We start from the raw sequence: 19,328 nt of genomic DNA on the forward strand, positions 1-19,328 counted from the left end.
AGCATTTATACTATTGGCAGAAACATAGATAGCTAAAGCATTCTTGCCTGCATTCTCTGATAATTGAATAATAATAGTTTCTCATTAGAATCCTGTGAATTTTGATGGAAATTGATGGTGCATATATTACAAAAAATGCATGATATGATAATTCCAGAAGCAAAGCACAACAAAAAACGAACATCACAGGAGGAAATACGAATGAAAAAGAAAATGTTTATGTCAGCAGCAGCGGCTGCAGCTATTATATTCACAGGAGTAGGAGCTAACCAAGCTGAAGCAGCCAACTGTGATACTGTTAAACCAGTAACTTTTAAATATACTAATAAAGAGGATATGCAAAAAGTCCTTGACCAATATCTAGCTAAATACAATATCACTTTACCTGCTGCACAGGTGCAACAGCAACAAAAACCAGTTCAAAAACCAGTTCAAGCACCAGTTCAGCAAGAAGCTGGAAAAACGAACCAAGCAAAACCTGAAGCTACACAAGCAAAACCTCAAGCACCAGAAGTAACACCGGAAAAATCCACTGATAAAAAACCAGAGACTAGCTCTGAATTAAGTGCTTTTGAACAAGAAGTTGTGAAATTAACGAATGCAGAGCGTGAAAAACAAGGATTGGCTGCTCTAAAAGTTGACACTGAGTTGAGCAAAGTTGCACGTATCAAGTCTCAAGACATGAAAGATAAAAACTACTTTGATCACAATAGCCCAACTTACGGCTCACCTTTCGATATGATGAAACAATTCGGAATCAGCTATAAAACTGCTGGCGAAAACATCGCTCAAGGTCAACAAACACCTGAAGAAGTGGTACAAGCTTGGATGAATAGCCAAGGACACCGTGAAAACATCATGAATTCTAGCTTTACTCATATTGGAGTAGGTTACGTAGAATCTGGTAACTACTGGACTCAACAATTCATCGGAAAATAATAGATTAATAGAAAAGTGCACCCCAAAAACATGGGGTGTGCTTTTTTTTTGCGGGAATAATTGATTTCATTTAATGGAATAAAATCAATTGTTATGGATGCTGTTTATAGTATGCACCAAAATTTAAAATAGTTAAGCACCAAAAAATAGCAGGAACCACACCTTATGATTAGTGTGGTCCCGATGAAGCAACTTAAATCTCGGATACATCGATTTCTGAATACTGGGTATTGAAACTTTTCTGAAGACGTATTTCCAATGTTGATTCTTTATATTGGGCTGATGCCCCTTTTTTCTTCACAATTGCGGGGAGTGTGATGACATGCCGATCCGACTCTTCTGGAATCCCCTCGATGATGGATTGGTTAGAGGTATGGTAAAGTTTCATTTTCTTTAGCCAAGATTCATCTTCTATGGGAATTCTTACAAAGACATATAAGTGGGTTTCAAATACATCAGCATGTAAAGGATGTTCTGTTCTGACATTTTCCTTATGTGATTTTTGTGAGCCGCTATCATGTTGATTCATCATACCTTGCATATTGTCAGGGATTACCTGTGAAAATACTTTTTCAATGAATGATTGAACATCACTTTGCTGCATATTTTTCATGAAATCCTTTTGGTTCGGGTTATTCTTAAAAGAAAAAAGTGAATTCCAGGGAAACATGTTGAATTCCTTTCTCCTGCATGTGGACTGACAGGGTTATTTCTTATATTTTATGCAGGCGAAAGCCTATAGGTTCGTTTTTATAATTACTAAATTATAGAAATTGAGCACAACTTATGTATAATTAAGTAAAATCCTTTAGATAAAGAGGGAAAGCCTGTGGATGAAAAAGTAGCTTTTATTACTGGAGGAGCAACGGGAATCGGCAAAAGAATGGCATTTTCACTGGCGGATAATGGAATGTCCATTATCATTACTTATCGAAAAAGTAAAAAGGCAGCTTTTGACTTGGTGGATGAATTACAAGAAAAGTATCATGTAAAGGCACTTGCGATACAAGGCGATGCTTCAAGGGAGAAAGATTGCAAAAATATCATTCAGTTGATTTTGGATGCCTTTGGCCATGTTGATATCTTCATTCATAACGCTGGGCCTTATATTCATGATCGTAAACCAATGACAGAGTATAGCAGTGATGAGTGGAAGTACATCATGGACGGTAATTTAAATGGTTTTTTCTATATGGCCAAGGAGCTTATTCCGCTAATGCGAAGACGATGTTGGGGAAGGGTCATTTCATTAGGCTTTGAACGGAGTGAAACCGCACCAGGTTGGATCTATCGTTCTGCTTTTGCCGCTGCAAAAAGCGGATTGACCTCCCTAACAAGAACATTAGCTGCGGAAGAAGCCACCTATGGGATCACCGTGAACATGGTCTGTCCTGGCGATATCATAGGTGATTGGAAAGAGGACGAGATTAAGGTTGCGAAAATGGTGAAAGATGCTACTGTTCCAATCGGCAGACCGGGTACAGGGGAGGATATAGCGAGGGTCATCACATTCCTATGTGATGAAAAATCGGATTTCATTACCGGAAGCATCATACCGGTTACAGGCGGGAAGGATGTTCTCGGGAAAATATATAAGGACTAGTGGTTTAGGTTGTGATCATCTGAATGAAAAAAGAGTGAGGCCATTATCCAGCCTCACTCTTTTTACGCCATTTTTTTAAATTTTACTTGCTGTATGAACCTTAAGCGCGCCGCCAATCCTATAGCTCCGAGAGCCAATCCGGAAATTAAGCCGATCCAATAACCGAAGGCTCCCAAATCCGAATACTTTGCAAAGAAAAAGCCAATGGGAAGCCCGAGAATCCAATACGAGACCAGAGACATCGCAAAGGTGACATTTACATCTTTATATCCACGCAATATCCCCTGTATAGGGGCTTGCAGAGCATCTGAAATCTGAAAAAAGATGGCATATATTAAAAAATGTGAAGTCAGCATCATTACGTCATGATCTTTAGTGTATGCAGAGGCAACAGGTTCCCGGAATAGAAATAATATAGTCGATAAGACAAGCGACATCGTCAGTGCCATGGAAATGCCAATCCAGCTGTACTCTTTGGCATCTTTATAACGAGCTGCCCCAATTTCAAATCCAATGACGATCGTCAATGCCATTGATATGCTTAACGGCATCATATAAAGCAGTGACGCAAAATTCATGGCAATCTGATGCGAAGCGATTGTCACGGTATCATACTTACTCATCAAAAGAGTAACGGCCGAGAAAATGCTTGTTTCGAAAAAGATAGCCAGCCCGATAGGCACCCCAATCAATAATAAGGATCTCCATTCTTTCCAGGAGACTAGAAAAAATTCACTGAAAACCTTATAAGTTGAAAATGGATTGATTTTCACCACTACGATTATGGCAACAAGGGCAATTACCCAATAAGTTATGGCTGTAGCATACCCGGAACCGACGCCGCCAAGTTCGGGGAATCCAAACTTCCCGAATATTAACAGATAATTAAATAGGACGTTAATTGGAAGTGCGCACAACGTAATGATCATGGAAATCCTAGTCTGACCCAGTGCATCTATGAAGGCTCTCAACGCATTATATACGAATAAAGGAATGATTCCGATGGAAAGGGCAATCAAATAATCATGCGCCACCCGATGCACCTTATCTTCTAGATTCATGGCATTCAATATGGGGTTCAAAGAAAACGCTCCAATGATTAAAATGACCAAGGCTAAAGTGATAGCTAAATAAATGGCCTGCATAACTGAAAAGGAAACGGATTTAGACTGTCTGGAACCAACGAGCTGTGAAACCACAGGTGTTAAAGCAATCAATATCCCGCTCAGCCCCGTGTATACGGGTGTCCAAAGAGAACTGCCAATCGACACACCGGCAACGTCCTGGGTACTGTACTGTCCCGACATCATGACATCAAAAAAAGTCATCGCATATAGACCGATTTGAGTGATTAAGATAGGAATCAATATATAAAATAATAGGCGGATCTTTTGTGATTTTGTATAAGTCTGTTTCATAGATGTACCTCAATATCAATATTTGTAATTTTCAACACAATGAAAGAATTATATCACATAAGCATGTGATGTATTAAGATTTTATTGTTGAAGCTAAAAAAGACTTGCCCTTGTAAGGAAAGTCCTAGACTGTCTTGAATTCGAACGTTGATTGGAACGTAAGGCACTCGTTTTCCCTCGGCGCCTCTGAGCCTGCGGGGTATCCCTTGGACGCGTATTCCAGCAGGAGTCTCGTACACCCGTTCCAATCAACTTTGTTTTGACATTTCGTGAGTACAAAACATCCAAAACAATTTGTGCGACTTGTTCATTTTTTACATTGTCCAGAAAGTGGTGATATGCCAAATTTGGCAAGAATAAATGGAAGAAGTAAAAACTATATATGTGTGTCGCAAAAAAGACAAAAAGGTTTCGGAATGAGACATTCCGAAACCTTTTTGTCAGTCGCGCATGGATTCAAAATCATTCATGGCTTCCATATTTGAGTCTTTCTGAAGAATGAAGGCTTGAGCAGGGATGGCAATTTGTACATCTTCCTGTTCCAATATCTCCATAATTTTAAAGTTCACATCTTCTTTGATTGATAAATATCCTCCAAAGTCAGTCGCTTTCGTGAAGAAATAAAGGTAGAGATTGAAACCGGAATGACTAAATTCATCAAATTTAACCAGAATGGTTTCCGGGTGTACATCTGTGTGATCAATCAACATGTATTCAATGTCTTTAATGACATTTTCCAACTTATCTTTTGGTGTTGTAACACTCACACCCAAATGGAAAGCAATCTGTCTTTTTCCCATTTTTGACCAGTTGATAATCGGTTCATTCGAAAGGGTAGCATTTGGTACGGTAACCAGCGCTTGGGCAAAAGTCCTGACTTTGGTGCTTCGGAAGGTGATGTCTTCGATGGTTCCCTCTACACTTGGCGTTTTGATCCAATCTCCTATGGTAAACGGTTTTTCGGTAACGATGACGATTCCTCCAAAGAAATTGCTGACGGTGTCTTTAGCGGCAAGAGCGAAAGCCAAGCCACCCAAACCAAGCCCAGCAACAAATCCATCAACATTGAATCCCCATTCTTCCGCAATGATGGAGGCACCAAAAGCAATGATGATCAATTTGATGATTTTCGTAAAGAACGGCATGACAATTTCATCGACTTCAAGGCCAAATTTACTCACTAATTTTGGGAATAAAATGGTTAAGATCGAACTGATATTGAAAATCGTCCAAAAGAATAAGAAAACAAAAAATGATCTGTATATTTTCGATCTTAGTTCGAGCGATGGTGTGTCAATCGGAAAATAGTGCATTGAAATAATTACACCAATCAAAACGATGAGCAATCTTACCGGCTGTTCTATAGCGAGCATTAAGTTGGCGGCAAATTCAACTTTATGTTTTTCTGCGATTCGAAGAAAGAATTTGAATATATATGTAGTAAATACTTTCCGAAGCAAAAGGAAGATTAGAAAAATACCTATTGATATTCCTAATTTGGTCCAGGCTTCAATTCCATCAAATTGATGGAGAGATTCAGAAACTTCTTGCAATGTATTACTCCTCCAATGTATCTTGTAGTATTGTAGAATACTAAGATTATAATATATTCATGCTGAAAAAGGAAAAATAATCGATGATTACATTCAGAAAAGGGTTTTACGGCTCACTTAATCCTTTTTCAAGTTATTAATGGCAAGAATATATGGTAATATGGATGCAAAGTGATTTTTTAAGTTTGGAAGGTGGAAATATTGACTAAGAAAATAGTGTTTACCGGAGGCGGTTCTGCCGGTCATGTATCAGTTAATGCAGCAATCATCCCAGAGTTTTTAAAGCATGATTGGGATGTTACTTATATTGGTTCAAAAAAAGGCATTGAAAAAAATATTATCGAAAAGGAATTTCCCGAGGTCCGTTATGAAACAATATCAGTTGGGAAATTCCGACGTTATTTGTCTGTTGAAAATATGAAAGATCCTTTCCGAGTAATAAAAGGAATTTTTGATGCACGAAAAATTTTAAAAAAGACCAAGCCGGATTTCATTTTCTCAAAAGGTGGATTCGTTTCCGTTCCCGTCGTTTTGGCAGGCAGGATGCTGAGAATTCCAATCGCGATTCATGAATCGGATTATACGCCTGGCCTGGCCAATAAAATTGCCATGCCGCTTGCATCAAAGATTTTCACTACCTTCCAGGAAACGGAAAAAGGCCTTCCGAAGGAGAAAGCCATGTATCTTGGAGCTGTTTTGCGCGATGGGATTTTTAAGGGGAAACCTTCTGCTGGTAAGGCATTTTGTGGATTCACGAATAATAAACCGGTGTTACTCGTTATGGGCGGCAGCCTTGGTGCCGTAAAAATCAATAACTTGATCACGGATAACCTAGATGCCCTATTAAAGGATTATCAGATCATTCATATTTGTGGCAAGGGAAATGTGAAGACTGAATTGAAACAAAGGGGATATGCTCCATTTGAATTCGTTCATGAAGAATTATTTGATCTTTTGGCGGCAGCTGATGTCGTTGTGTCTAGGGCTGGTTCAAATTCAATCTTTGAATTCCTTGGTTTGCAAAAGCCGATGTTGCTTATCCCTCTAAGTGCCAATGCATCCCGTGGCGATCAAATATTGAATGCTTCCAGCTTTGAAAAACAGGGCTTTTGTAAAGTCATTCAAGAAGAAGAACTAAATGATCAGATATTTAATGCTACATTAGCAGACTTAGTGAATCAATCTGATGAATATCAGGAGAAAATGCGTCAAAAACGCCCATTCAAAACGGCAACTGAAATGTATGATTTATTACTTGAAATCATGACTGCAAAAAAATAAGTATCAATCCCCTCTTTAAAGCATATCTTTTTCGAACAGAGGAGGGGGTAACATGGCATATGAATATTCAAAAGGATGGTTCATTCAGCAATTAAAAGCCGAAGGGATTAGCTATCATCCCATTGAGAAAAAAAAGCTGGAGCTGTATAAAACCCATATTCTAAGGCGTTTATACAGCGACCTGCAAAAAGATAAACCATAAAAAGAACCGCAACGTCATCGACGTTGCGGTTCTTTTTATAGGAAATGATTTATTAAAGGAAAGAAACAGGAAATGAGGATACCTGCGATAGCCATTGCCGCACCTGCAACTGCTCCAGTAAACTCACTTTCCTGGGCCGCTTGGGCTGTTCCGAGGCCATGGGCGATTGTACCATAAGCGATCCCACGGGCGAAGGGCATGGTAATGTTTAATTTATCCATCATTTTTGGTGCAATCATCGTACCCAGCACCCCGGTCAAAATAACGAAGGCTGCTGAAATATTAGCGTTACCACCATAAAGTTCCGTAATTTCTACCGCGATTGGCACTGTAATGGACTTAACCGCCAGCCCTTGAAGTATGAACTGCGGAAGTGAAAGGGCTTTTGCAATGGTGAAGGCAATGATCAATGTGACCATAAGACCAAAAATCATGCCGCTAATCGCCGGTATTGCATATTTGACAATTATCTTTCTGTTTTTATAAAGCGGTACAGCCAACGCAACGGTAGCAGGGCCCAAGAAATAGGTGATGATGTCTTTTCCTGGTGAATAATCATCGAAGTCCAAACCGCTGATCAGTAATACGAGAATAATCGAAACCGTACTGAAAAATACAGGCGTCGTAAAAGGTGATGGATGTTTAGCATAAATTTTTCTGCCAATGAAATAGGCTAGGATGGTTATCAAGATGCTATAGATTGTGATGAGCTCTGTCATGCTGATTAACCTCTCCTCTATGGGATAACTTCTGAACAGTCCAAGCTGAAACGATGAATCCAAAAATCAAGCTGACTCCCAAAGTAAGTGCCAACGGCAAACCAAATTCAATGAAAAGCCATCCCATGGTCATTAAACTGATCGAAATGGGAATGAAGAAAAAGGCCAGGTGCTTCACTAAGAATCCTGAAGTAAGTTCGATCCACTCGACTTTTAGAACCTTTGTCTGTAATAAAATGAATAACAGGATCATGCCGATGACATTGCCTGGAATCGGTAAATGAAGTAGATCAGCTAAATAATAGCCGAGCTTACAAATGATGAGCAACAGTATAAGTTGTACGATAAAAGCAAAAGTTTTTTTCATGATTAGATCCTTTCAATGATGCCTTTAATGTTGAATTGGTCAATTGTATTCATTATAAAAAAATATTTCTAAAAAGAATAGGGAATTGCAACAATCTTTCCTGAACATCTATGAAAATGGAAAAAAGAGCTTTCCAATTTTGGAAGCTCCCGGCCTTTATATGAAAAGATAAGAAAATTCATCTGTAATCAACTGCATTGTATTATCTTTTTATGCTTCAAGTAATTGCTGTTCGTCATCATCATGCTGCCTAAGGATATGAAAGGTGTATAAATCTTTAGGGATTTCATACAAATCGAAGATATCTCCTTCATGATTGATCTGATCATAAAGGGACTTTCTTGTTTCGTTGGCATTGACAGCATAGGGAAGTTTTTCTGCGGCTTTTATAGAGCGGATATTTTTTTTGCGAATACGCATGAAGACCGTTTCCAAACCGAGCTCGAAAAAAAGCTCTTTAAAAAAAGCGTCTTTTGCGATGGCATTATACCCTTTTCCATGATAAGGCTTGCCAAGCCATGTGCCTAAGAAACCTGCACCATTTTCAATATCGTATAAAGAAATGCAACCGATCGGATTTTCCCATTCATCCAAGATTGTTCGTGAAATGAGTTCCCCAGCATCTTCAGCCTCGATCGTTTGCTTAGTAATGAAAACATATTCTTCATATGAATCTACTTTATGGCGCACGAAAGGGAAGACATCTGGATGCGTCATTTGTTCATAAAGAGAAAAACAATCTGTGAAATCTCTCTTTTTTAACATTTCCGTCCCTCCGTTTGAGGGCAGATTTTATGCGTAGTCGCTGCCCACCCTCGAAATTTTTTAAGTCGTTCATCAAAAAATTTCGGGGTGGGAATCGAACCCACTAGAACCGGAAACCGGTGGCGCACCATTTGCCTTCCCTATTTTTATTGTCAGAAATTATATAAATCTAAAGAACCTTACGAAGGTATAATACTAAAAAAAAAACGGTTTGGGAATAGGTTTTTTGCCTTTTTTTTTCGTCAAATTCCAACTTTTTTTTGAAGGTTAAAATTGGAGTGCAAACGCCTGCTTTTTTTCTTGAAAAACTGCTTTTTTCGCCTGTTTTTAAAGGGGAATGGAAGCTTTTTAAAAATCACCTGTGAATTGCATGAATAAAATGATTGCTCCGAGTGACCATACATATATGGAGAATATTTTCAGTGAACGCTTCTTCAAGAAATCGATCATCCATACTACGGCAATATATCCGAATATGGCTGAAGCAAGTGTACCGACGAAAAGTGCGGTGATTGGAAGCCGTTCAACCTCTCCTGTAAATATTGGTTTCATTTGAAATGCAATGCCCCCTGAAATGGCTGGAATTGAAAGCAAAAAGGAAAAATAGGCTGCAGTGGCCCTATCAAGCTTGCAGAAGAGCCCAGCTGCTATCGTCAAGCCGGAACGCGAAAGAGCTGGCATGATGGCAGCTGCTTGGAAGGTTCCGATGATCAGGGCATCTTTAATGGAAATTTCATTCAGTGTTTTTCCCCCTTTTTTCACCCCGTCCGCTATCCATAAAATCAGTCCGGTTGCTAAAAATTCCCATCCGATGGTCAGGCCGGATTTTGAAAGGCCATCAAACCAATCACCGAGTAAAAGGCCGGCAATCACTGCAGGAATCGTTCCAGCAACGAGAAGCAGAGTCATTTTGGAGAAAGGTTTTTTTAAAATGGAGAGGATGTCATTCTTGTATACTGCCAATAATGCCAGCAAGGTTCCGATATGCAGCATGGTATCCAAAAAAATGCCGGCCTCGTCAAGATGGAATATATGCCGTCCTAAATATAAATGTCCTGTACTTGATATAGGTAAAAACTCAGTCAAGCCTTGAATGATTCCAAGGATGAAGGCTTGAAATTCGTTCAGCAATAAAAATCACTCCAATCTAGTAGGTATAGGACAATCCATTATTTTATCTGTATGCATAAGACGGATGAATATGTTCAGATTTTTCGTCATATGAATTACCTCAATGTTTTATGAAGAAAGGATAGTCCCATTTAAAGTTTTTCGAATATAATAAAAGGAAAATGAAACTATTTTTCATCTTATTCGTAAATATTTATAGGAGAGAGGAGGAGTTAACATTATGCCTACTAAAGATGAAAGAGTGTTTGCTGCCCTTATATATGTGATCAGCTTTTTTACAGCATTTATCGGTCCTTTGGTCCTTTGGTTATTGAAAAAGGAATCGTCACAATTTGTGGATTATCATGGAAGGGAATACCTTAATTTTTTCATTTCCTATACCGTATATTCGATTGTTGCAGGGATATTGACAATTGTATTGATTGGATTCTTGCTATTGCCGGTCATCGGGGTTGCTTTAGTCATATTCACCATCATTGCAGCCGTTAAGGCCTATGAAGGAACGGATTACCGCTTCCCATTGATTTTTAGGATATTATAGGATGATGAAAAAGGACTCCGATCCATTCGGAGTCCTTTTTATCTGGAATGAACCATTAGGGGGAATTGCCCTATTATTAAAAAAGGGAATAGATCACATTAAAGCGAATAAAGTATTATGATATGTACTTCAATGCACTTTAAGGGAAGTGGACGCCGGATCGGCTTGCGGCACACCTAAATCATTGGTTGCCATTAAGGTGGCAAGCTTTCTTGTAAGGAGTGAGGAGCAGAGCTGGATATGAATATACGCGAATATTATCAAAAAACGAGCAGTTCAAATTTTCATGCATCCTGGATTTCTCTTGGAATGGCCGTAATTTTTTTCATTTGTCATATTTTTTCGCTGATCCCAGGAAATATATTATTGATAACGGTTCCCTTTATTTTTTTTAGTATGGCCCAATATGTCAGTCATCGAATTTATGAAAATAGAGTCAAGGAATTGCCTATTGGACCCATCGAAACGAACGCCGGGTTATTAAAAACTGAATATGTTTTATTGACATTTATGCCAGCACCCACATTGCGGTTACTTCTCTATGCGCCTAATGGATCTTTAATGGGTGAGATCCGGGATGTGAATATGAAGTGGTTCATGTGGATGATTCCCAATTTTTTATCGATGCTTTTGGCCAAACGATATGAATTGGTGGACCATGGGGGTCGTGTACTTGCTAAATACCATATCAAAAGGGGTCTTTTCAATAAAATGACAATCATGGATGATCAAGATTGCCTTATTGGATCGTATCAAGAAAATAGATCGCTTCTGAAGATCAGTGGAATGATATATAAGGAAGACGGTACGGAATGGATGCCCATTCAAACACAGGGAAGTTTAAATTCTTTTGAGATGACGACAAAAGACGGGGAAAAGATCGTTTCATACCAAGAAGGCTGGATGCCTTTGGAGTGGGGGAAACGATTCAAGACAAATACACCTATACTTTCTTTTTCATCAAATGTTGCTGAAATTCCTAAAATCATCGTCTTTGGTTTCTGTGCAGCCACTCTGAATCATCGTTCAAATTGACTATGGTTACCCTTTAGCAAATCTTTTCAATATTTGATATAATCATAGTGGATACATAGATTAAATACATTTAAAAAGGTGGTAAATATGAGTTTACTTAATGAGATTCTGGATTATAATGAACAGTTTGTAGAAAAAGGTGAATATGTTAAGTATAGGACGGATAAGTTTCCTGAGAAACGTATGGTCATCATAAGCTGTATGGACACTCGGCTCGTTGAACTATTGCCAAAATCCTTGAATGTCAAAAATGGCGATGTCAAAATCTTGAAAACTGCCGGGGCAATCGTCTCCCACCCATTCGGAAGTGTCATGCGGAGTATCCTTGTTGCTATTTATGAGCTAAAGGCAGATGAAGTATTGGTCATACCTCACCATGACTGCGGGATGGCATCGGTCGATGCAGATTCTGTAGTGGACAAGATGGTCGAACGTGATATACCTAAGAGCACCATCGATACACTGGGAGCTGCAGGAATCGATATCCGCAGTTGGCTTCGCGGATTTGATGATGTTTATGAAAGTTGTAAGAACAGTGTGGAAGTGATTAAAGGACACCCTTTGATCCCTAAAAATATTCCTGTACATGGTCTAATCATTTCGCCTGATACAGGGAAGTTGGAATTGGTAGTCGACGGGTATGCAGTAGGACAAAAATAATAAATTCATCGAGGCTGTCGGGATTATTTCCGGCAGTTTTTTTCGAATTTTGATCTTTTCTATTTATTTTTATCCTTTTTTTTGTTAAAATCGCCAAGTGTAGTTTGTCACTAATACAAACGGGTGGGCGAGGGACAAATTTAATAAGGATACAACATGAAGAAATTAAACTTGGAAACGTTTTTTCATTTTTCCGACTACGGAACGAATGGAAAACGTGAAATCCTTGCTGGAGTGGTCGGCTATTTTACGATAGTCTATATTCTCATCGTGAATTCCATGATTTTATCGGAAGCGGGCATACCGATTAATGGTGCAGTGATTGCCACAATTCTTTTATCCGCTTTAAGCTGTATCATGATAGGGGTATGGGCAAATGTCCCGATCCTCCTCGTTCCAGGCATGGGCGTAAATGCCCTTTTTGCTTATACCATGGTTCAAGGAATGGGCCTATCTTGGCAATCGGCGCTTGGTGCTGTTTTTATCTCTGGGATTATTTTTGTAGTTATTGCCTTTACAAAATACTCTACGTTAATCAGTGATTCGATTCCAAGTTCGATAAAAGATGCCATATCTGTTGGTCTTGGCTTATTCTTGATGCTAATCGGTCTCGAAAAGGGCGGGATCATCACGGGAGGTTCATCATCTATCATCGCGCTGGGAGATTTAAGCGATCCAGCGGTGTGTGCGACGGTTTTGACCTTTTTACTGGCTATCACCCTATTCATCAAAAATGTCCCCGGTAACTTCATGATTACCATTCTGGCAGGTAGCCTTATTGCCTATTGGTTCGGGACGGTTCAACTAACGGAAATCCACTTTTCAGGCATAGACACAGCTTCCTACGGTGACCTCTTCTTTTCATTATCGTTCATGGAAGCGGACCGTATTGAATTTTGGATAAGTGTCTTTGCGATGACAATGGTTCTTGTTTTTGAAAATATTGGTCTTGTACATGGGCATGTAGACAGTATTAATCGCCAGGATGCCTATAAAAAGTCGCTTGCCGCGACAAGTGTCTCCGTTCTGTTTTCAGGTCTATTCGGTTCAAGTCCTACGGTTGCAACAGTAGAAACGGCAGCTGGTATAGCATCAGGAGGCAGAACTGGTTTGACCTCAGTGGTGACAGGTTTGCTATTCATATTATCACTGCTGTTCATCCCGGTGATTAAAGTAATCCCTGATAGCGCCATTGCTCCCATTTTGATTATAATTGGGATTTTGATGCTCGGAAACATTAAAAAGTTAGATTTCAGTGATTTAACCGAGAGTATACCTGCAATCATGATCATCACGATCATTCCATTTACGTACAGTATTGCAGATGGAATGGCCTTCGGTTTCATTCTGTACCCGTTCTTGAAGCTTGTAACCGGGAGAGCGAGAGAAGTCTCACCCCCGATGTATGTGAGTGCAGGAATGTTTATCGTCTATTTCATTGTTGGTATGATCGGTTAATATTTTGGAAGAGCGGTTGGAATGAGATAGTTCTTATTTCAACCGCTCTTCTTATTTTGTTTTTTCAACGGAAAAATGGATTCATTGTAATTTACTCGATGACACATCCATCCTGAAAATGCTATGATATAGAATATTAAAAAAATGATAATTGAAAAGCAGCATATTAGGGGATGTGACAGGATGATTATTGAAGGTTTAAAGAGCCATGGTTCAGGTAATGATTTCTTAATCATTGATGAATTGACAACGGCCTTGACGTTTACTGAAGAACAGCGGGAAAATTTAGCGAAGGCCCTATGTAATAGGGAAAGGCTTGGTGCGGACGGTATTTTGTTTGTGCTGAAAAGTGAACATGCTGATGCCAGGATGCGTGTATTTAATGCGGATGGCTCGGAAGCTTCGATGTGTGGGAATGGACTTCGCTGTGTTGCACGTTACGCGAATGACGTTTTAGGGCTTGATAAAATGATCGTGGAAACGATGAAAGCAAATTTACTCGTTGAGAAAACGGAAGATATCTTTAATGGAATTCCGACTTTCAAGGTGGAAATTTCTCCAGTTAGTTTCAATGTGAAGGATCTGCCACTTATCATTGAAAAAGAACAGTTGCAAAACGAAACATTGCCGGAACTTCATGATACCCTATTATTTTCGGCATTGGCGGTTCCCAATCCGCATCTAATTACGCTCGTCGATAGTGAAGTCTTACAAAGTGATTTGCAGGCAGCCCTTTCAACGAAGGTCAATCAACCGAATGAGCTCTTCCCTGATGGTGTCAATGTTAGTTTTGTGAAAGAGTTGGAACCCGGTAGCATTTATGTGCGGACATTTGAACGGGGAGTCGGCTTCACGAATGCATGTGGTACGGCGATGTCGGCTTCCAGCCTAGTAACATGTTCTGTTGGATTAAACGCATTGGAAAGTGAAATATCCGTCTACAATAACGGCGGAAAGGTTAAATGCGTCGTGCATTATGATGACGAAGGTCAAAAGTATTCAATAGATTTAATCGGGAATGCAACCTATGAATTCAAGGTATCGATCGACCTAGACTTAGCCCAACCGGAAAAATTTGAAATCCTGGAAAAACAGGACTTTGAAGCGGAAACAAGCTTATATGCTAAGTTGCAGGATGAAGTTCAAAGTTATTTGAAAACTACATTATAAGGAAAGTACCAACTAGGTGTTAGTCTTAGTTAAAAAGGGGTCCGGAATGTTTTAATTCCGAACCCCTTTTTTAAATTTGGTTAAAAGATTAGAGATTGTGCAAGGCCAAGTCGAAAATTACTAGATTGCGAAATTCACGAGTAAAAGTGCCAAACTTACGAGTAAAGTCTAAAAATCAAACGTAAACGTGCCAATCTTAAAGGGCATATGCCCGGTAGATTTCCGGGTTCATACCCTAAGGCCTGCTTAATTAAATGAAGTGTCAAACTTTTTGGGTAAACTTCATGAGTTGGTCTTTTTTTGTTTTAGAAAAGACAATACATCAAGAAAGGCAGGTCCGTTATCGAAATGTCGGTAATCTAAGAATGGACATCCGTCCCTTTTGATTCTATTTGGTACGGTATCAACCGTAAAGTCTTTAAGGTGGAGGGTTTCTTCCACTTCCTCCCAAAATAATGGTGTAGCAACTCCAGCGAAAGAATTTCCGCGTGGGGAATAAGGCACAATGATGGTTTTTCCTTCACTATGCTGTACAAAGTCCAAGTAAAGCCGATTATGCCGTTTAATTTTCAATCTTTCCACTGTAAAATCATCGGGATAGGAACTTGTTAAGTAATGACCTAGAAAATCGGTGAATATCCGTGTTTCCTGATAAGTAAATCTGTCTTCAGGTAAAGGGATGTGAATTTGCAGGCCTTTGTTACCTGAGGTTTTCACATAAGCTATTATCCTTAAGGAGTCCATCACCTTTTTTATTTCTTGTGCGGCTTTTATCGCCAAGGAAAAAAATTCGATCGATGGTGGATCTAAGTCCAGGACGATTTCATCGGGTCTTGTTTTTCCGGCTTTCTGAAATGGGGCATGGAATTCCAATGCCAGTTGGTTACCAAACCAAAGAAGCGTTTCAATGTCGTTACACAGCACAAATTCTATATCTTCATCCATGAATGTTTTAATAAATCCGGGGGCATAATCAGGCTTGTTTTTCTGGAAAAATTTTTCTTGACCCATGGTGCCATGAGGATAGCGGATCGTCGTCAACAGTTTATCTTTTAAAAACGGTAAGAAGAAAGCGGAAACCTCCCTCAAATAATGTAAGTATTCAACTTTTATCACCTGTTTATCGTCAGTTATCCATAGTGGTTTATCCGGTGAGGTTATTTGTACAGTATCGGGAAATGTGTATTGGTTTATCACGAATTTTTCCCAAGTACATTCAGTGGGAGACATGTGTAATAGCCAATTTGAAAACTGAGGTTCACGCAATTCATTTTCCTCATATACGTGTAAAAATTGTACCTCGATGCAAATGGATGGATGGATATAAAAAAATTTTGCGTCTTCATCTGTAGCATTTTGCTTGATCAGTTCATACAAGATCTTTTTATCTTTTGCACTCATTCCATTTTTGACGCTTCCGATTTTCGTTACCACACCTTCCTTGAACACTGCGAGGGAAACGTAACCATTTTCTTTATGCAATGCTGTGATGAAACAGGAGACAGTCTTCCAATTTTTCACCTTGATCCAGGAAGTGGAACGCTTTCCTTCTTGCCAAGTACCCCGGATTTCCTTGGCTACAACCCCCTCACCATCTAATAAGGTGACTGCATTTAATGCCTTATCCAAAACGTCGAAACTTTCAATTAATTGGATCAAAGCTTCAGAGGTGGGGTCAGGAGGCATAGGAAACCCAAGTTTTTTACCCAGATTCAACATGAATCCCCTTCGTTCTTCCATGGATTTAGTCGTTATGTCCATTCCTTTGATACGTAGCAGGTCAAACGCTATAAAACGGCATGGGGAAAAATGAGCTTTTTCGGAAATCAATGATTGTTTCCGAAGGCGACCACGCCACTGTATTTGAAAGAAGTCTGCTTTTGCTTGATTGGTTAGCCAGACCAATTCTCCATCGAACTGCAGCGGGAGATAATCTTCTATGTCCAGGCGTTTAATGAAATCAATGATTTCCGGGAAGAGGGGAGACAATTCCTTTTCGTTTCGACTTGAGATGCTAATCGTATCAAAGTCAATCGTTAAAATGGCCCTAAAACCGTCATATTTGACTTCATAACGCCAATCCTTGGAATTAGGGGCTTCGGTGTAATAGGTTGGCAGCATCGGTTTCATTTTGGGTAAATACCTCCGAAAAAAGTGATTAACATTATTTTGCCAAAAAAACGAAGTGTTAGAGTTGCCAAATGTTTTTTCGGTTTTTTTTTAATAAGGGGGAATAATAACAATTGTTCCTTCATTTAAAAATAAGTTATGAGGTGACGAATATGCATACGATGTGGAAGGGAAGCATATCATTCGGTTTGGTGAACATTCCGATTAAACTTCATGCTGCAACGGAAGATAAGGATATTTCTTTAAGGACGTTGCATAAGGAGTGTAATTCACCGATTAAATACGAAAAAGTATGTCCGGTCTGTCAAAAAGAAGTGGGGAAGGACGATATAGTCCGCGCTTATGAATACACAAAGGGAAAGTTTGTTGTATTGGAAGACAGTGAAATGGAACAGTTAAAAAAACAAAATGAAGAAAAAGCCGTGGAAATCGTGGATTTCGTAAAAATAGAAGAAATAGATCCCATTTATTTTAACCGAAGCTATTACATGTCCCCGAATGATGGAGGGATAAAAGCTTACTCCCTTTTGCGACAGGCCCTCAAGGAATCAAAGAAGGTGGGATTAGCGAAAATCATCATCCGCTCAAAGGAACAAATGGCGGTCATTCGAGTTGTTGATAATACTTTAGTGATGGAAACGATTCATTATCCGGATGAAGTCCGCTCCACAGCGGATGTTCCGAATATCCCTGCCACTGATTCCATAGTTGAAAAAGAAATCGAGACGGCCGTTTTATTGATAGATCAATTAACGTCTACTTTCGATCCGACAAAATACACCGATGATTATCGAACAGCGTTACTTGAATTGATTGAATCAAAGAAAACGGGACAGAAGACAATCACAACCAAAACAAAAGAACCTGTTTCCAGCAATGTAACCGATTTAATGGAGGCTTTACAGGCATCCATTGATCGAACGAAACATGAAGAACCGGTAAAGAAAAAGACGGCACGGAGGAAAGCGGCACCGAAGAAAAAGAAACAAGCCTAAACAAGAAGCTGAGCGGAAGCTTGAATCGCTCGGCTTCTTGTCGGGAATGGGCATGTATGAAAGAATGGATTGCTGAAAATACATATGTAAAGCATGTACAAATAGAAAAGCGGTATAGGATGCGGATAATGAACGAAATAAAGAGAAGAAATTGGTGGTTGAGAAAGAAGGCAAAAAAAATTCGCTCCCTAAAGAGCGACAATGAGGAATTCAATCGTGAAAATCAACATATAGGCGAACAGTTGTAGTTTTCGACTATATATTGTGTTCATATTCTATCATATTTAATTCTGAAATAGCAACAAAATTACAATAACTAACCTATGTTTTTTTCTGGTAATCAATGATATTAGGCCAATTTAATGGTTGAAGGGGGGCTTTTGCATTTTCTGATCTGGTAGATTCTTTCAAATCACTATAGAATAAAATGGATTTTTAGTATAATTTATTCATATTGGGATGATATAAATTCAATAGGATTGGAAGAGGCAAAATGGAAAATGGTAAAATCGTATCACTTCATGCAGGAAAGCCAAAACAGGAAAAATTTTCGAATGTTGATATCTTTTCAGCCATGGATAAACAAGCACAGGATAAAGTGACAGTGACTAAATTAGGCATAATTGGCGATGGGGTTGGTAATGTAAAGTTCCATGGAGGCACTGATCGGGCTTTGTGTTTTTACCCCGTTGAACATTATTCATTATGGAATGAAAAATTCGCTAAAAGGCTGGATATCCCTGCATTCGGTGAAAATTTAACTGTAGCGGGGATGAAGGAAGAGACAACATTTATCGGTGATATATATCAAATAGGTGAAGTAATTGTTCAAATTAATCAAGGGAGGATTCCTTGCTCGACGATTTCCCACTTTAACCAGGAACCTAAGTTTTTGGAATTCGTCTTTAAAACTGGTTACACTGGTTACTTTGCAAAAGTCATTCAAGAAGGAACGATAAAGAAACAAAATGAAATCGTGCTATTAGATCGTTTGCAAGAAAAAATCTCCGTTCATTATGCTACAGAGGTGATCCTTCATAATCGGGATGGGCTGGATGGGGCTTACACGTTGCTTACTCTAGATTCGCTTGCGGAAGACTGGAAACAGAGGGTAGAAAAGAGGGTTCAAGCTGCAAAGGATTGAATGATTTTTGGAAAAAGTAAAAAAAATGATGATTAAGGTATTGAAATTGACAGATTATTGATGTAAATTAAATATAAATTAATTTTGAAATCTTGTGACAATTATATAAATGGATCTTATCGAGAGAGGTGGAGGGACTGGCCCGAAGAAACCTCAGCAACCAGCCTAGGCAAAGGTGCTAAATCCAGCAAGCAGAGCTTGATAGATGAGGAGAATG

Annotated in this window: 19 protein-coding genes and 1 riboswitch; of the genes, 11 read left to right on the forward strand and 8 right to left on the reverse strand. The window is 39.1% G+C overall.

Features of this window, described 5'->3' with window-relative positions; translation table 11 throughout:
• Positions 1–201 precede the first annotated feature (201 nt).
• Complete coding sequence (locus ACQKMH_RS07615) at positions 202–939, forward strand: CAP domain-containing protein (protein ID WP_427586800.1); 738 nt, start codon at positions 202–204, stop codon at positions 937–939.
• Between the two features lie 193 nt (positions 940–1,132).
• Here the strand turns inward: ACQKMH_RS07615 and ACQKMH_RS07620 are convergent, their stop codons facing one another.
• Positions 1,133–1,552, reverse strand: coding sequence for an Hsp20/alpha crystallin family protein (locus ACQKMH_RS07620; RefSeq protein WP_427586801.1), 420 nt, complete (start codon positions 1,550–1,552; stop codon positions 1,133–1,135).
• 216 nt (positions 1,553–1,768) lie between these two features.
• On the opposite strand from ACQKMH_RS07620, the gene ACQKMH_RS07625 reads away from it, so the two are divergent.
• Complete coding sequence (locus ACQKMH_RS07625; RefSeq protein WP_427586803.1) at positions 1,769–2,542, forward strand: SDR family oxidoreductase; 774 nt, start codon at positions 1,769–1,771, stop codon at positions 2,540–2,542.
• A gap of 62 nt (positions 2,543–2,604) precedes the next feature.
• Here ACQKMH_RS07625 and ACQKMH_RS07630 read toward each other — a convergent pair whose 3' ends face one another.
• A complete protein-coding gene (locus tag ACQKMH_RS07630) occupies positions 2,605–3,960 on the reverse strand; it encodes an MATE family efflux transporter (RefSeq protein WP_427586805.1) in 1,356 nt (451 codons plus the stop codon).
• 440 nt (positions 3,961–4,400) lie between these two features.
• The gene (locus ACQKMH_RS07635) at positions 4,401–5,513 is read right to left on the reverse strand and encodes a mechanosensitive ion channel family protein (protein WP_427586807.1); all 1,113 of its coding nucleotides are present in this window, start codon (positions 5,511–5,513) and stop codon (positions 4,401–4,403) included.
• 192 nt (positions 5,514–5,705) lie between these two features.
• Here ACQKMH_RS07635 and ACQKMH_RS07640 point away from each other — a divergent pair, with 192 nt between their 5' ends.
• Positions 5,706–6,794 (forward strand): undecaprenyldiphospho-muramoylpentapeptide beta-N-acetylglucosaminyltransferase, encoded by a 1,089-nt coding sequence (locus ACQKMH_RS07640; RefSeq protein WP_427586808.1) that lies wholly within the window; start codon positions 5,706–5,708, stop codon positions 6,792–6,794.
• Between the two features lie 52 nt (positions 6,795–6,846).
• A complete protein-coding gene (locus tag ACQKMH_RS07645) occupies positions 6,847–6,996 on the forward strand; it encodes a DUF2639 domain-containing protein (protein ID WP_427586809.1) in 150 nt (49 codons plus the stop codon).
• 35 nt (positions 6,997–7,031) lie between these two features.
• Here the strand turns inward: ACQKMH_RS07645 and ACQKMH_RS07650 are convergent, their stop codons facing one another.
• From ACQKMH_RS07650 to ACQKMH_RS07665, 4 genes are all read right to left on the reverse strand, one after another.
• A complete protein-coding gene (locus ACQKMH_RS07650; RefSeq protein WP_427586810.1) occupies positions 7,032–7,715 on the reverse strand; it encodes an LrgB family protein in 684 nt (227 codons plus the stop codon).
• Entirely contained in the window at positions 7,690–8,082 is a 393-nt protein-coding gene (locus ACQKMH_RS07655) for a CidA/LrgA family protein (RefSeq protein ID WP_427586811.1), read from the reverse strand. The genes ACQKMH_RS07650 and ACQKMH_RS07655 overlap by 26 nt, the downstream gene beginning before the upstream one ends.
• 210 nt (positions 8,083–8,292) lie before the next feature.
• Entirely contained in the window at positions 8,293–8,847 is a 555-nt protein-coding gene (locus ACQKMH_RS07660; protein ID WP_427586812.1) for a GNAT family N-acetyltransferase, read from the reverse strand.
• Positions 8,848–9,195: 348 nt separating this feature from the next.
• Positions 9,196–9,975, reverse strand: coding sequence for an undecaprenyl-diphosphate phosphatase (locus ACQKMH_RS07665; RefSeq protein ID WP_427587537.1), 780 nt, complete (start codon positions 9,973–9,975; stop codon positions 9,196–9,198).
• A gap of 223 nt (positions 9,976–10,198) precedes the next feature.
• Between ACQKMH_RS07665 and ACQKMH_RS07670 the strand changes: the two genes are divergently transcribed.
• The 5 genes from ACQKMH_RS07670 (at position 10,199) to dapF (ending at position 14,842) form a co-directional block, all read left to right on the forward strand.
• Positions 10,199–10,519 (forward strand): DUF4870 domain-containing protein, encoded by a 321-nt coding sequence (locus tag ACQKMH_RS07670; RefSeq protein WP_427586813.1) that lies wholly within the window; start codon positions 10,199–10,201, stop codon positions 10,517–10,519.
• A 240-nt stretch (positions 10,520–10,759) separates the two neighbouring features.
• Entirely contained in the window at positions 10,760–11,554 is a 795-nt protein-coding gene (locus ACQKMH_RS07675; protein ID WP_427586814.1) for a hypothetical protein, read from the forward strand.
• 87 nt (positions 11,555–11,641) lie between these two features.
• Positions 11,642–12,214, forward strand: a complete 573-nt coding sequence (locus tag ACQKMH_RS07680) for a beta-class carbonic anhydrase (protein WP_427586815.1) — start codon at positions 11,642–11,644, stop codon at positions 12,212–12,214.
• A gap of 156 nt (positions 12,215–12,370) precedes the next feature.
• Positions 12,371–13,672, forward strand: a complete 1,302-nt coding sequence (locus tag ACQKMH_RS07685; RefSeq protein WP_427586816.1) for an NCS2 family permease — start codon at positions 12,371–12,373, stop codon at positions 13,670–13,672.
• Positions 13,673–13,855: 183 nt separating this feature from the next.
• Positions 13,856–14,842: a diaminopimelate epimerase gene (gene dapF / locus ACQKMH_RS07690; protein WP_427586817.1), complete on the forward strand. Its 987-nt coding sequence runs from the start codon at positions 13,856–13,858 to the stop codon at positions 14,840–14,842.
• Between the two features lie 282 nt (positions 14,843–15,124).
• On the opposite strand, the gene ACQKMH_RS07695 is transcribed toward dapF, so the two are convergent.
• A complete protein-coding gene (locus tag ACQKMH_RS07695) occupies positions 15,125–16,972 on the reverse strand; it encodes a DNA ligase D (protein ID WP_427586818.1) in 1,848 nt (615 codons plus the stop codon).
• Positions 16,973–17,124: 152 nt separating this feature from the next.
• On the opposite strand from ACQKMH_RS07695, the gene ACQKMH_RS07700 reads away from it, so the two are divergent.
• On the forward strand, positions 17,125–17,967 hold the full coding sequence (locus tag ACQKMH_RS07700; RefSeq protein ID WP_427586819.1) for a Ku protein: 843 nt from the start codon (positions 17,125–17,127) through the stop codon (positions 17,965–17,967).
• 493 nt (positions 17,968–18,460) lie between these two features.
• Complete coding sequence (locus tag ACQKMH_RS07705; RefSeq protein WP_427586820.1) at positions 18,461–19,111, forward strand: MOSC domain-containing protein; 651 nt, start codon at positions 18,461–18,463, stop codon at positions 19,109–19,111.
• Between the two features lie 113 nt (positions 19,112–19,224).
• Positions 19,225–19,323, forward strand: a riboswitch (SAM riboswitch).
• Positions 19,324–19,328 lie beyond the last annotated feature (5 nt).

The organism is Peribacillus sp. NPDC097895 (genome assembly GCF_050277555.1).
Lineage (GTDB): Bacteria > Bacillota > Bacilli > Bacillales > DSM-1321 > Peribacillus.